The sequence below is a fragment of the Amycolatopsis iheyensis genome (genome assembly GCF_024703995.1).
Lineage (GTDB): Bacteria > Actinomycetota > Actinomycetes > Mycobacteriales > Pseudonocardiaceae > Amycolatopsis > Amycolatopsis iheyensis.
In genome coordinates, this window is the sequence record NZ_JAMXQV010000007.1 from 54,065 (window position 1) to 67,206 (window position 13,142).

The 13,142-nt window shown below is 72.6% G+C and carries 14 protein-coding genes; 6 read left to right on the plus strand and 8 right to left on the minus strand.

The features are described from left to right. Nucleotides 1-90 precede the first annotated feature (90 nt). Nucleotides 91-861, minus strand: coding sequence for a nuclear transport factor 2 family protein (locus tag M8542_RS14670; protein WP_257920695.1), 771 nt, complete (start codon nt 859-861; stop codon nt 91-93). 63 nt (nt 862-924) lie between these two features. Between M8542_RS14670 and M8542_RS14675 the strand changes: the two genes are divergently transcribed. Beyond that, a complete protein-coding gene (locus tag M8542_RS14675; RefSeq protein WP_257920696.1) occupies nt 925-1,893 on the plus strand; it encodes a helix-turn-helix transcriptional regulator in 969 nt (322 codons plus the stop codon). Here M8542_RS14675 and M8542_RS14680 read toward each other — a convergent pair. From M8542_RS14680 to M8542_RS14690, 3 genes are read right to left on the minus strand one after another with little or no spacing between them, the layout of a single operon-like run. Beyond that, a complete protein-coding gene (locus M8542_RS14680; RefSeq protein WP_257920697.1) occupies nt 1,890-2,939 on the minus strand; it encodes a sensor histidine kinase in 1,050 nt (349 codons plus the stop codon). The two genes, M8542_RS14675 and M8542_RS14680, sit on opposite strands and share 4 nt — an antisense overlap. After that, a complete protein-coding gene (locus M8542_RS14685) occupies nt 2,936-3,637 on the minus strand; it encodes a response regulator transcription factor (protein ID WP_257920698.1) in 702 nt (233 codons plus the stop codon). The genes M8542_RS14680 and M8542_RS14685 overlap by 4 nt, the downstream gene beginning before the upstream one ends. 10 nt (nt 3,638-3,647) lie before the next feature. After that, nucleotides 3,648-5,033 (minus strand): hypothetical protein, encoded by a 1,386-nt coding sequence (locus M8542_RS14690; protein ID WP_257920699.1) that lies wholly within the window; start codon nt 5,031-5,033, stop codon nt 3,648-3,650. Nucleotides 5,034-5,192: 159 nt separating this feature from the next. Between M8542_RS14690 and M8542_RS14695 the strand changes: the two genes are divergently transcribed. The 5 genes from M8542_RS14695 to M8542_RS14715 all read left to right on the plus strand — a co-directional run bounded on the left by M8542_RS14695 (nt 5,193) and on the right by M8542_RS14715 (nt 9,051). Further along, the gene (locus M8542_RS14695) at nt 5,193-5,837 is read left to right on the plus strand and encodes a glycosyltransferase family 2 protein (RefSeq protein WP_257921053.1); all 645 of its coding nucleotides are present in this window, start codon (nt 5,193-5,195) and stop codon (nt 5,835-5,837) included. After that, entirely contained in the window at nt 5,834-6,517 is a 684-nt protein-coding gene (locus M8542_RS14700; RefSeq protein WP_257920700.1) for a TIGR04282 family arsenosugar biosynthesis glycosyltransferase, read from the plus strand. The genes M8542_RS14695 and M8542_RS14700 overlap by 4 nt, the downstream gene beginning before the upstream one ends. 82 nt (nt 6,518-6,599) lie before the next feature. Further along, complete coding sequence (locus M8542_RS14705; RefSeq protein ID WP_257920701.1) at nt 6,600-7,220, plus strand: methyltransferase domain-containing protein; 621 nt, start codon at nt 6,600-6,602, stop codon at nt 7,218-7,220. Next, a complete protein-coding gene (locus tag M8542_RS14710) occupies nt 7,217-8,332 on the plus strand; it encodes a molybdopterin-dependent oxidoreductase (RefSeq protein ID WP_257920702.1) in 1,116 nt (371 codons plus the stop codon). The genes M8542_RS14705 and M8542_RS14710 overlap by 4 nt, the downstream gene beginning before the upstream one ends. Beyond that, the gene (locus M8542_RS14715) at nt 8,329-9,051 is read left to right on the plus strand and encodes a hypothetical protein (RefSeq protein ID WP_257920703.1); all 723 of its coding nucleotides are present in this window, start codon (nt 8,329-8,331) and stop codon (nt 9,049-9,051) included. Before M8542_RS14710 ends, M8542_RS14715 begins: the two co-directional genes overlap by 4 nt. A 142-nt stretch (nt 9,052-9,193) precedes the next feature. Here the strand turns inward: M8542_RS14715 and M8542_RS14720 are convergent, their stop codons facing one another. The 4 genes from M8542_RS14720 to M8542_RS14735 all read right to left on the minus strand — a co-directional run bounded on the left by M8542_RS14720 (nt 9,194) and on the right by M8542_RS14735 (nt 13,123). After that, on the minus strand, nt 9,194-10,645 hold the full coding sequence (locus tag M8542_RS14720; RefSeq protein ID WP_257920704.1) for a S1C family serine protease: 1,452 nt from the start codon (nt 10,643-10,645) through the stop codon (nt 9,194-9,196). 72 nt (nt 10,646-10,717) lie between these two features. After that, nucleotides 10,718-11,800, minus strand: coding sequence for a galactose-1-phosphate uridylyltransferase (galT, locus tag M8542_RS14725; protein WP_257920705.1), 1,083 nt, complete (start codon nt 11,798-11,800; stop codon nt 10,718-10,720). Next, nucleotides 11,797-12,597, minus strand: coding sequence for a DeoR/GlpR family DNA-binding transcription regulator (locus M8542_RS14730; RefSeq protein WP_257920706.1), 801 nt, complete (start codon nt 12,595-12,597; stop codon nt 11,797-11,799). Before M8542_RS14730 ends, galT begins: the two co-directional genes overlap by 4 nt. A 97-nt stretch (nt 12,598-12,694) precedes the next feature. Continuing rightward, nucleotides 12,695-13,123: a hypothetical protein gene (locus tag M8542_RS14735; protein WP_257920707.1), complete on the minus strand. Its 429-nt coding sequence runs from the start codon at nt 13,121-13,123 to the stop codon at nt 12,695-12,697. Between the last annotated feature and the right edge of the window lie 19 nt (nt 13,124-13,142).

Here is a 13,142-nt window from a genome sequence, read left to right on the forward strand (position 1 = left end):
CCTCAACCCGCGAACGCCCGCCCAACCCACGTCCACCACACCGCAGCCGTCCCCACATCACCACAGCAGAACTACGCGCCCCGTCCAACCTCAACCCGCGAGCGCCTGCGCGACGGTGAGACTGTCCTCGTACACGTGGTACCGCGTGATCACGCCACTGTCGACGGTGAGGTGCAGGGCGCAGCGGGCGGTGTACGCGCGGCCGGTGGCCTTCACCGTCTGGCGGATGTCACCGAGCACCACCGCGTCCGGGCCGTCGACGAGAATCCTCGGCGCCGTCCCGCCCCGCGCACCGGGGACATGGAACGTGTTCAGCTCGCGGAAGTGCTCAGCGACGTCGGCGCGCGTCGAGCGTTCCCGGATCCACGGCACCGCCGGATGCCCCGCCTCGGGCCAGTCGAGCTGCCAGTCGACGGCCGCGGCGAACAGCTCGGCGATCCGGTCCGGGTCGCCGTCGGCCAGCCGGGTGAGGAACTCCGTCACCGCGGCCCGCGTGCCCGCTTCCGCACCCGTGAACTGGTGGTCGTGCCGGATGCGGCCGTCCTGGTCCAGCATCAGGAAGATGGTGCCGCTCCATACCGGAGCGCCGCCGGTCGTGGGGACCATGTGGGTGGTGAACGTGATCGCGTCGTGGTGGTCCAGGACCTCTTCCGCGGCGACGAAGACGAACTCGCCCGGCGCGACGAACTGTTCGTGAGCGCCGGCGACGCGGGCTTCGAGAGCGTCGCGCCCGCGGTGCTCGGCGGATTCGGTGTACTGCACGCCGTCCTCGGCCCACAGCTCGGTGACGGCCCGGCGGCGCGTCGCGGGATCCGGCTCGTTCCACACCGCCACATAGCGGTCGATCAACTTCGTGGTCATGGCCGGACGCTATTCCGGGTTCCCTGACACCTGCTGTCAGTGGATTCCGGCAGACTTGCCGGCATGCGCGCGACGCGGCTGGTCTCCCTGCTGTTGCTGCTGCAGTCCCGGGACCGGATGACCGCCCGAGAGCTGGCGGACGCCCTGGAGGTGTCGGTCCGGACGATCTACCGGGACGTCGACTCGCTCGGCGCCGCGGGTGTGCCGGTGTACGGCGAGCCCGGCCACGACGGCGGCTACCGGCTCCTCGACGGCTACCGGACCCGGCTGACCGGCCTCACCGCGGACGAGGCCGAGGCGCTGTTCCTGACCGGCCTCCCGGCCGCGGCCGCCCAGCTCGGCTTGACGGCCGCGACGACCACCGCGCAGCTCAAGCTCATGGCCGCCTTGCCCGCCGAACTGCGTGATCGCGCCGGGCGCGTCGCCGGGCGGTTCCACCTCGACCTCCCGCCGTGGTACCTCGGCGCCGAGCGGACTCCGCACCTGGCGCCGATCGCCGAGGCCACCTGGAACCAGCGGGCCGTGCGGATCCGCTACCTGCGCTGGGCGGAGCCGCAAGAAATCACGCGCGCGGTGGAGCCACACGGGCTGGTCCTCAAGGCGGGCAACTGGTACCTCGTGGCTCGCGCACACGGTCAGTTCCGCACTTACCGGATCTCGCGGATCCTCGACGTCGACGTCCTGCCTGACGCGTTCGAGCGGGCCGAAGGGTTCGACCTGGCCGCGCACTGGGAGAGCTACCTCGACCACTTCGACCGCCGCCGGCACCAGGACACGGCGGTCCTACGGCTCTCCGCGCGCGGCCTCGACCGGCTGCCCCAGCTGCTGGAGCCGGCCGTCGTCGCGGCCCGGAAGACGATCGCCGGGGCGGACCCGGCGGGCTGGACCGAGGTCGAGATTCCCATCGAATCGGTCGAGGCCGCCGTACCCGAGCTGCTGAAGTTCGGCGCCGACGTCGAAGTCGTCGCGCCGGAAGCGCTCCGGGCCGAGGTCGTCCGGACCGTGCGGGCGATGGCCGGGAACTACGGCTAGGACGTCGCGAGCGGCAGCCGGACCTCGAAGCGGCAGCCCGGCCCGTGGTTGTGCACGCCGATCTTCCCGCGGTGCGCCTCGACCAGGCCCTTGGTGATGGCCAGGCCGAGCCCGCCGCCGCTGGTCGTGCCGCCGCGTTCCGGGGTCCGGGCCTGCGTGCCCCGGAAGGCGACGTCGAACACGCGGGTGATCTCGTCGTCCGGGATGCCGCCGCAGGAGTCGTCGACGGCGAGGAGGGCCTCGTCGCCGTCGACGCCGATCTGCACCGCGACCGTCCCGTCCGGCGGGGTGTGCCGGATCGCGTTGGACACCAGGTTCCGCACGATCCGAGCCAGTTCCGGGTCGCTGCCGGTCACCACCGGCCAGGTCGAGGCGTTGGCGAGGACACGCACGCGCTTGCGTTCGGCGACCGGGCTCTGCGCGGCGACGGCGTCGCTGACGACGTCCTGCAGCGGCACCGCGGACATGGTGAGCTCGAGGGCGCCGGCGGTGATGCGCGAGAGCTCGAACAGGTCGCCCACCATGGCCGAAAGCCGTGTGGTCTCGCCGCTGATCCGCTGGGCGTAGTCGGCGACCTCGTCGCGTTCGGACACCACGCCGTCGGCCAGCGCCTCGGCCATCGCCTGGATGCCCGCCAGTGGGCTGCGCAGGTCGTGACTGATCCAGGCGACCAGCTCGCGCCGGGACGCCTCGGCCGCGCGTTCCCGGTCCCGGGCCTCGCGCTCCCACACACTCCGGCGCGCGATCGCCCGGCCGAGGATGATCGCCGCGGGCACCGTGCCCACCGCGACGAGCAGGCAGACCAGCAGCATCGTGGTCAGCGCCGGGGTGAACATGAACCCGCTGACGCCCAGGACGCCGACCAGCGTCGCGAGCACCGGGATCAGCACCAGCACGGTGAGCGTGGTGGCCAGCGAGCCCCGGCGCAGGACGTAGAGCACCACCCCGCCGATGGCCGCGACCGGGAGGGAGAAGAGCAGCGCCAACGGCAGGATGTGCCAGAGGTGCGTCACCATCTCGCCGAAGGACTCACCAGGCTCGATCACGGCTGCTCCCGGTCGTAGCGGTAGCCGACACCCCACACGGTCGCGACCCGGGCCGGCTTGGCCGGGTCGCGCTCGATCTTCTCGCGCAACCGTCGCACGTGGACGGTCACAGTGGACTGGTCGCCGAAGTCCCAGCCCCACACCTTTTCGAGCAGGTCCGCGCGCGAGTAGGCGACGCCGGGGTGGGAGAGGAAGAACGCCAGCAGGTCGAACTCCCGGGTGGTGAGCGGCAGTTCGCGGCCGGCGAGGGTCGCGGTGCGCGCGGTCATCTGCAGGCGGAGGTTTCCGTCGGCCAGTTCCGCGGCGGCCGGTTCCGGGCGCGGCATTCGCGCGCGGCGCAGCACCGAAGCCACGCGCAGGGCGAGCTCCTTGGGACTGAAGGGTTTGGTGACGTAGTCGTCGGCGCCGAGCTGGAGCCCGGCGATCCGGTTCTCCTCCTCGCCCAGCGCGGTGAGCATGACGATCGGCACCTGGCTGACCTGGCGCAGCCGCTTGCACACCTCGAGCCCGTTGATCCCCGGCATCATGACGTCGAGGACGACGAGGTCGGGTTCGTGGGCGGCGAACTGGGCCAGCCCTTCGCCACCGTCGCCGGCCTGGTCGACGGTGAACCCGGCCACCTCGAGGTAGCGGCGGACGACGTCGCGGACCGTCTCGTCGTCGTCGACCACGAGCACGCGCCCGGCCTGATCGTTCATCACGTCTCCCTCACCAGCCGGTCAGCAGCAGGTGGTTGACCACCAGGGCCGTCACCGCCTGGGCGGCGAGCCACCACCGGCGCCCGGGCCGCGGCAGCAGGGCCGTCAGCGGCAGCAACCACACCCCGAACGGTAGCCAGATCCGTTCGGTCTCGGCCTTCGACAGGCCCGAAACGTCGGCGAACACGATGGTGACCAGGGCGGCCACGCCCAGCAGCAGCACCGGGTCGGCGAACCACGAGCGCGGCCGCCCCATGCCCCGGCGGACACCGACGATCACCGCGGGACCGAGCGCGACGGCCACCGCCGCCAGGTCCGCCCAGACGAAGTACGAGTAGGGCCGGACCAGCGCGACGCCCTGGTAGTACCGCTCGACGACCAGGTGGTACCCGTCGAGCCACCAGAAGCCCGCCCAGGCGAAGAGGCCGACGACGACCAGCGCCGCGACGATCGCCAGGGCCGCCGCGCGCCACTGCCGGCCGAGCACGGCCACGGCCACCGCGAGCAGGCCGAGCAGCACCAGGCCGTACGACAGGAAGATGCCGAAGCCGAGCAGCACGCCGGCCACCAGCCCGGCCGGGACGGCGTACCGGCGGCCGAGGGAAAACCCCTTCGCGGACAACGCGAGCAGCGCCAGGCCGGTCGCGGTCGTCCCGGCGAAGAGGCCGTCCGCCGACACGCCGATCCACACCGCGCCGGGGGTCAGGACGGCGAACGGCAGCACCACGCGGGCCGCGTCCGGCCGGCCGAGCAGCGCGATCGTGGCGGGCACAGCGACGGCGACCAGGCTGCCGACGAGCACGACGGCCGTCGCCGCCCACGCGCCGCCGTGCAGGCCGATCCGGTCCAGCCAGACGAACACCAGGGTGGCGCCCGGCGGGTGCCCGGACACGTGCGTCGCCCAGGCGCCGGGCTGGAAGTCGAGGATGCGGGAGGAGAACTCGCGCAGCATCCGCGGGATGTCGGTGATCCCGGGCACCTCGTGGAGGTACTCCTGCTCGATGGTGAGCCGGCCGGCGAACCCGCGGCTCCAGCCGTCGACCATGGCGAGCGAGAAGATCCAGGCGAGCGAGGCCAGGTAGCCGACGCCGAGCGCCCGCCGCCACGGCAGGCGGGCGGCCAGCGTCGGGCCGTGGAGCACGACGGCGACAGCGACGAGCACGGCGAACACCGACCCCGGCCCGACGTGCGGCAGCCAGTCGGCGAACAACGGTGGCGCCGCGACGAAGATGATCACCCCGGAATGCGGCCGGTTGTAGTACACCCCGACGACAGCGGCCACGGCCACGAGCACCCCGGCGCCGGCGACGGCGAAGAGGTCGGCACGCCGGCCGGACGGCTCAGGTTCGCGGGCAGGCGGCTCGGCGAGCCGGGCTGCCGGGTTCGGCTCGCTCATCGCTGTCCACCATAAGTCCGGAACCGGTGCTCCGCGCCCTGGGACCGGCAGCCGTAACGACGCGGTAAGAACTCGTCACACGTCATGATTCAGTAAGGCGCACAAGGCTTTCCCGAAGTCCACTGCGGACTTACGGTCGGCGCCGTGACTGATTCGGAAGTGGACGTCGTCCTGCCGTGCCTCGACGAGGCAGCCGCCCTCCCGGCCGTACTGGCCGGCCTGCCACCGGGATACCGGGCGATCGTGGTCGACAACGGTTCGGCCGACGGCTCCCCGGAAGTGGCGGCGTCCCTCGGCGCGAAGGTGGTCCACGAACCACAGCGCGGCTACGGCGCGGCGGTGCACACGGGTCTGGAAGCGGCGACGGCGGACATCGTGTGCTTCGCGGACGCCGACGGCTCCCTGAGCCTCGCGGACCTCCCCCGCCTGGTGTCCGCGGTTTCGGCGGGCGCCGACCTGGCCGTCGGCCGCCGGGTGCCGAACCGGCCGGGGGTGTGGCCCTGGCACGCCCGGGCCGGCAACGTGGTGCTGGCGTTGCTGCTGCGCAGCCGCGGCCTGCCGGTCCGGGACATCGCGCCTCTCCGCGCAACGGACCGCCGTGCCCTGCTCGCGCTGGGGATCACCGACCGCGCGTTCGGCTACCCGCTGGAGCTGCTGCTCAAGGCCCAGCGCGCCGGCTGGCGGGTGGCGGAGTTCCCGGTCGGCTACGGCGAACGGGCCAAGGGGACGAAGTCGAAGGTCTCGGGATCACTGCGCGGAACCTTGCGCGCGATCCGCGACTTCGGCCGGGTGCTGACCCGATGACGGCCCGGTTCGCCCTGCTCGTGGTGGCCAAGGCGCCGATCCCGGGCCTCGCCAAGACGCGGCTCTCCCCACCCGCGACGCCGGCCCAGGCGGCGGAGATCGCCGCGGCGGCGCTGCTCGACACGCTCGACGCCGTCTGCGCGACACCCGGCGCCGCACCGATCGTCGCGATGACCGGCGACCTCGATGCGGCCGCGCGAGGCGCCGAGATCGGGCTCGCCCTGCGCCGCGCGACCGTGATCCCGCAGCGCGGCTGGGACTTCGGCGCCCGGCTGGCCAACGCGCACGCCGACACCGCCGCCGTCCACGCCGGGCTGCCCGTGCTGCAGATCGGCATGGACACCCCGCAGGTCACCCCGGAGTCCCTTGCCGCGGCCGCCGCGCCGATCGTGCACGACGGGCAAGACGCGGTCCTCGGTCCGGCCGAAGACGGCGGCTGGTGGGCCCTGGGCCTCGCCGACCCGCGGCACGCGCAGGTCCTCGCGGGTGTCCCGATGTCTCGTGACGACACCGGCGAACGCACGCTGCGCGCCCTCACCGAGTGCGGTCTGCACCCGAGAACCACCCGACAACTGTCCGATGTGGACACCATGACGGACGCCCGGGCCGTCGCGGCGGCATGCTCGGGCAGCCGGTTCGCCACGGCGGTCGCCGCGGTCCACGGCCGGGCGGTGGCCTGATGCCGGCCCTCGACGACCGCCCCGGCTCGGCGACCACGCCCGCCGGCGGGCTCGGCCACACGACCCGCCGTCAGGTGGTCGCATGATCACCGGCACCGAGTTCGACCGCGGCCTGCTCGGCCACCACTGCTGGCTCGAACTGGCCGACGGCGAGCGGATCGAGCTGCCCGTCCACCGCTGGACCGCCCCCTCCGACGGCGACGACGTCCTGCTCGACGCCTGCACCGGCCCCACCGTCGACCTCGGCTGCGGGCCCGGGCGGCTCACCGCCGCGCTCGCCCACCGCGGCGTCGCCGCACTGGGCGTCGACACCTCGAGGACCGCCGTCCGGCTGACCCGGCGGCGAGGTGGCAGTGCCCTGCGCCGCAGTGTCTTCGACCGGCTGCCCGGTGAAGGCCGCTGGCAGCACGCCCTCCTCGCCGACGGCAACATCGGCATCGGCGGCGATCCCGTCGGCCTGTTGCGCCGCACCGCGCAGCTGATCGCCGACGACGGCGACGTCCTCCTCGAGCTCGAGCCGCCCGGGCACGGCCTGCGGCACGAGCGCGTCCGGCTGCGGCCCGGCCGGGCCGACGGCGCCTGGTTCACCTGGGCGTGGGTCGGCGTCGACGCGATCGCCGGTGTCGCGATGCGAGCCGGGTTGCGCGTCGACTGGACCACCCGCCACGAGCACCGCTGGTTCGCGCGGTTGGAGCGATCGTGAAACTGCCCGTCCCGAAGGAAGAACACTTCAAGGCGCCCGCCCACGACGAACGCGTGACGTCGAAGATCGGGCTCGCGCTGGCCGTCACGTTCACGACCTGCTTCGTCACCGGCCTGATCAGCCACCTGATCCAGCACCCGCCGGAGTGGTTCTTCTGGCCCAGCCGCCCGGCCGGGCTCTACCGCGTCACGCAGGGGCTGCACGTGATCTCCGGGATCGCGTCGATTCCGTTGCTGCTGGCCAAGCTCTGGAGCGTCTACCCGAAGCTCTTCGGCCGGCCGCTCGTCCGCTCACTGCCACACGCCCTGGAGCGGCTGTCGATCCTGGTGCTCTCGGGCTCGGCGTTCTTCGAGCTCACCACCGGCCTGCTGAACGTCGCCCAGAACTACCCGTGGGGGTTCTACTTCCCGCAGGTGCACTACGCGGTCGCGTGGCTGGCGATCGGGTCGATCCTGGTGCACGTCGCGGTGAAGCTGCCGGTCATCCGCCGGGCGCTGAGCCGCGCCGGCGCCGAGGAACCGCCGGCCGCCGGACTGTCCCGACGCGGGTTCCTGCGCACCACCGGGCTGGCGACCGGCGCCGCGGTCGTCGCCACCGCCGGCGCGACCGTTCCGTTCCTGCGCGGGATTTCCGGGCTCTCCTGGAAGACGGCCAACGGCACGCAGGGCCTCCCGGTGAACCGCACCGCGGCGGCCGCGGGCATCACGCGCCCGGCGGACTGGCGGCTCTCGGTGGTGACCCCGCGCGGCACGACGAAGCTCTCCCTAGACGAACTCCGCGCGCTGCCGCAGACGACGGCCGAGCTGCCGATCGCGTGCGTCGAAGGCTGGAGCCAGTCGGCGACCTGGCGCGGGATTTCCTTGCCGGCACTGCTGAAGCACGTCGGCGCAGCGCCGGGAACCGCGGTCCGGGTGTCCTCTTCGGAGCGTTCCGGGCTGTACAACGTCAGCGTCCTGCCCGGCGAGCACACGGCCGACGAGCTGACGCTCCTCGCGCTGGAGCTGAACGGCGAAGAACTGGACCTCGACCACGGCTTCCCCTGCCGGATCATCGCCCCGAACCGGCCCGGGGTCCTGCAGACCAAGTGGGTCACGAAACTGGAGGCGCTGTGAAAGCCGCACGCACGCTGCTCGCGCTCCCGGGACTCGCGGCGCTGGCCTGGGGTGTGGTGTTGTTCGCCGAGTACGCGCTGCCGTTGCGCCCGGACGTCTACGGCACGGTCGGCTGGGTCATCGCCGGCCCGCTGGTCAACGACGGAGTCGTCGCCCCGCTCACGGCGTTGCTCGGCTTCGCCCTCACCCGCCTGCTCCCACCCCGCTGGCGCACGACGGTCATCACCGGCACGGTGATCACGGGCATCCTGGCGATCCTGGCGTTCCCGCTGCTCTGGCGCCCATACGGCACCCCACCCATGCCAGGCCTCCACGACGGCAACCCCGCGCTGGGCCTCATCCTGACCGTCACCGCGGTCTGGCTCATCCTGGCGGTCACCCGTGTCGTCCCCCGAATCACACGTGATGCCCCGCCAATCACACGTGATGCCCGCCCAATCACGGGTGATGCCCCTCCAGACACGCCTGAAGCCCCTTCCCGCACACCAACCGACCCCCCAGGCACGCGAGCCGACCCTCCGGGCACACCAACCGACCGCCCGGGCACGCCGGCCGACCACCCAGGCACGCCAGCCGACCCCCCAAGCACGCCAACCGACCGCCCGGGCACGCCAGCTGGCCCTTCAGGCTGGCGAACCGACCACCCAGGCACGCGAACCGACCACCCGCGCACGCCAACCGACCACCCAGGCACGCGAACCGACCCGTCCGCGACCTGACCCCGCACAAACGCGGCCACGCGCGACCGGCATCGAGTGCCTGGTCGCGCGTGGCCTTTGTGGGTCCGGCCCCGAAACGAAGACGGGGGTCGAGCCGAAGTTGGTCTCGGCCGCGCCGAGGCGGCCGAGCGTCGGATGCGGATCAGTTGGCCGGGACGGGCTGGCCGCCGAGGGTCACCTCGACCGTGCGGCCGTCGGCGAGCGTGAACTTCGCCTTCTCGTCCGGGGCCCGGGTGCGGATGGCCGCGACCAGGGTGTCGGCCTTGTCGATGGTGCGGTCGTCGATCTTGGTGACGACGTCGCCCGCCTTGAGGCCGGCCTTCTCCGCCGGGCTGTTGGCCGTGATGGTGCCGAGCTGGGCGCCGCCCTGCGGGGCGTCGGTGACCTGCGCGCCGATGTAGGTCTGCACCGCCTGGCCGGTCTTGATGATCGTGTCCGCGGTGCGGCGGGCCTGGTCGATCGGGATGGCGAACCCGATGCCGACGTTGCCGCTCTCGGAGCCGCCCTGGCCCTGGCCACCCGACGCCGACTGCGGGCTGTAGATGGCCGAGTTGATGCCGATGACCTGGCCGGACATGTTGGACAGCGGCCCGCCCGAGTTACCCGGGTTGATCGCCGCGTCGGTCTGGACGGCGTCCATCACCGTCTCCTGGCCGCCCTGGCCGCCGCCCGCGCGCACCGGCCGGTGCAGCGAGCTGACGATGCCCGAGGTGACCGTGCCGGCCAGCTCGAACGGCGACCCGATCGCGACGACCTGCTGGCCGACCCGCAGGTCGTCGGAGCGGCCGATCTCGACCGGCGTGAGGTTGTTGACGCCGTCGACCTTGACCACCGCGATGTCGGTCGTCGGGTCGCGGCCGACGACCTTGGCGGCCGACTTGCGGCCGTCCTGGAACACCGCCTGGATCTGCCCGCCGTTCGCGGCGACCTCGACGACGTGGTTGTTGGTCAGGATGTAGCCGTCGGTGCTGATCACGAACCCGGAGCCCTCGCCGGCCCCCTGCTGCCCGCTGACCTGCAGTTCGACCACGCTCGGCGACAGCTTCTGCGCGACCGACTCGACCGAGCCGGCCGGCGCGTTGCCGGTCTGCTGGGCCGGCTTCGGCGCGTCGAGCGCGTTGCCGACCGGGCCGCCGGACGAGCCGCCGGTGAGGTAGCCGACCGCGCCGCCGGCGATCCCGCCGACCAGCAGCGCGACCAGCGCGACGCCGGCGAGCATCTTGCCGCCGGAGCGCTTCGGCTGCGGGGCGGGCGCCGGGTAGGCGGAGGTGCCGAGCTGCGCGTACGGGTTCGGCGGCGGGTAGACGCTCTGCTGACTTTGGCCGGGCTGACTTTGACCGGGCTGGGTCTGGCCGGCCGCCGCGCCCTGTGCGGACCAGGGGTTGGCGCTCTGCTGCTGCGCCGCGTACGACGGATCGGCCCCGGTCACCGCGTGGTAGGTCGGCTCGGAGTACTGCGGCGTGCCGCCGGACTCGGGCGCGGCGGGCTGCTCGCCGTACGGGTTCGACGGCCACCCACCGTGCGCGGCCTGCTGGCCGGTCTCGGGGTGCCGCGGCGCCGCGGGGTCGTGCGCGCTGGGGTCGTTCTCGGTCATGTCATCACCTTGCGGGACGGTCCTGAGAGGTTCCTGAGCCGAACCTGTGCATCGGAGATGAGTATGGCCGGATCAGCCCGCCGCGCGGAGCCGTTCCGCGATTTGCTCCGGCGTCGCGTCGTTGATCCACACCGCCATGCCCGATTCGGACCCGGCCAGGTACTTGAGCTTGTCCTTGGCGCGCAACACCGAAAACAGTTCCAAGTGGAGCCAGCCGAGGTCGCGGTCCCGCCGCACCGGCGCCTGGTGCCACGCCGCGATGTAGGGCAGCGGCCGGTCGTACAGCGCGTCACAGCGGCGCAGGACGTCCAGGTAGACGTCGGCGAAGTCGTCGCGCTCGGCGTCGGTCAGCGCGGGGATGTCCGGAACCTGCCGGTGCGGCACGATCTGCACCTGGACCGGCCAGCGCGCGGCGGGCGGCACGTACGCCGTCCAGTGCTCGCCGGACGCCACCACGCGCGCGCCGGACTTGCGTTCCGCGGCCAGCACGTCACCGAGCACCGGACGGCCGTGTTCGGCCTGGTAGGCGCGGGCGACGTCGAGCATCCGCTCGGTCTTCGGCGTGACGAACGGGTAGCCGTAGATCTGCCCGTGCGGGTGCGACAGCGTGACGCCGATCTCCTCGCCGCGGTTCTCGAACGGGAAAACCTGTTCCACACCGGGCACTTCGGACAGTCCGGCCGTGCGGTCGGCCCACGCGTCGACGACCGCGCGCACCTGCTTCGGCGTCAGCCGCGAGAAAGCGCCGTCGTGGTCGCTGGTGAAGCAGACGACCTCGCAGCGGCCACGCCCGGGCCGCACCGGCACCAGCCCGAATCCATCCACAGTGGACGGTTCGCCGACGACGTCTTCGGCGAAGGACGGAAAGCGGTTCTCGAAGACGACGACGTCGTAGTCGCTTTCCGGGATCTCGCTCGGCTTGCCGGGCTTGCTCGGGCACAGCGGGCAGAGGTCCGCCGGCGGCTTGTACGTCCGCGTCTGCCGGTGCGCGGCCATCGCGACCCATTCGCCGGTCAGCGGGTCGAGCCGGATCTCCGACGCGGCCGAAACGGGCGGCAGGTCACGGGTGTCTTCGGCGACGCGGTCGGGCGCGCCGGGCTGGTCGAAGTAGATGATCTCCCGGCCGTCGGCCAGGTGTCGTACGGTGCGCTTCACGCTTCTTCGGCCTCGACCGTCTCCGCCGTCTCGGCGATCATGAGTTCCCCTGCCCTTTCGGCAAGTGTTTCCTTGGCTTCGTGGGAAAGCCCGTCATCGGTGACGACCACGTCGGCCTCGTCCAGATCGGCGATCGTGGAGATCCCGACGGTGCCCCACTTGGTGTGGTCGGCGAGCACGACCAGCTTGCGCCCGGCCTCGACCAGCGCGCGGTCGGTCTCGCTCTCGGTCAGGTTCGGGGTCGTGAAGCCCGGCCCGTCGGCCATGCCGTGCACGCCGAGGAAGACGACGTCGAGGTGCAGCGACCGCAGGCTGTGCACGGCGACCGGCCCGACGAGCGCGTCCGACGGCGTCCGCACGCCACCGGTGAGCACGACGGTGCGGTCCGGCTGGGTCGACCCGCGGAGGACGTCGGCGACCTGGATCGAGTTGGTCACGATGGTGAGCCCGGGGATCGCGTCGAGCGCGCGGGCGAGCGTCCAGGTGGTGGTGCCGGCGGAGATGCCGATCGCGGTGCCGGGCCGGACGAGCGTCGCGGCGAGCTCGGCGATGGCTTCCTTCTGCGCCCGCTGGCGGACGGACTTCGCTTCGAAGCCGGGTTCGTCGGTGCTCTTGCCGACGACCGAGGTGGCGCCGCCGTACACCTTCTCGACGAGCCCGCGCCCGGCGAGGACGTCCAGGTCGCGGCGGACGGTCATGTCGGACACGCCCAGCCTGGTCACGAGGTCACTGACCCGGACCGCGCCGGTCCGGCGTGCCTCTTCCAGGATCACCGCCTGTCGCTGACGCGCCAGCACCGTTCAACTCCGTCCCGTATGCCCCAACCACACAAAATCCTACACGATTCAACACAGGATCCGCAGGCTCAGCGTGGGTGAACTTCGAATGACCAGGTCACCGCAGGATCGGCAGAACCACGCCCCACGCGAACAACACCACCACGGGGGAGCCGAGCGCAACCCGCCACGCGTTCGGCAGCTCGTCCGCGGTGACGAGCGCCGCGTACGCGTAACAAGCGGCGGCCACGGCGACGAAACCCGGGAACGTCCCGGGGTCGACGGTGGCGACCACCGCCAGGACGGTCACCGGCCCGGCGAGCGCGACGGGCCAGGCCGGGCGGACCCGGCCCAGCGCCATCAGCGCGTACGCGAGCAGCGCCGCGCCGAACACCATGAGCGGGGCGACGACCAGCCCGACGACCATGCACGCCGCGCCGACGCACAGGTCGTCCGCCGGGAGCGCGTTCATGGCCAAACACGCGAGCAGCGCGCTCGCCGCCGCGACCAGGCAGCGCTGAACCAAGCCGTGTCGGACGAGCAGCATGCGCCGATCCTGGCCGATG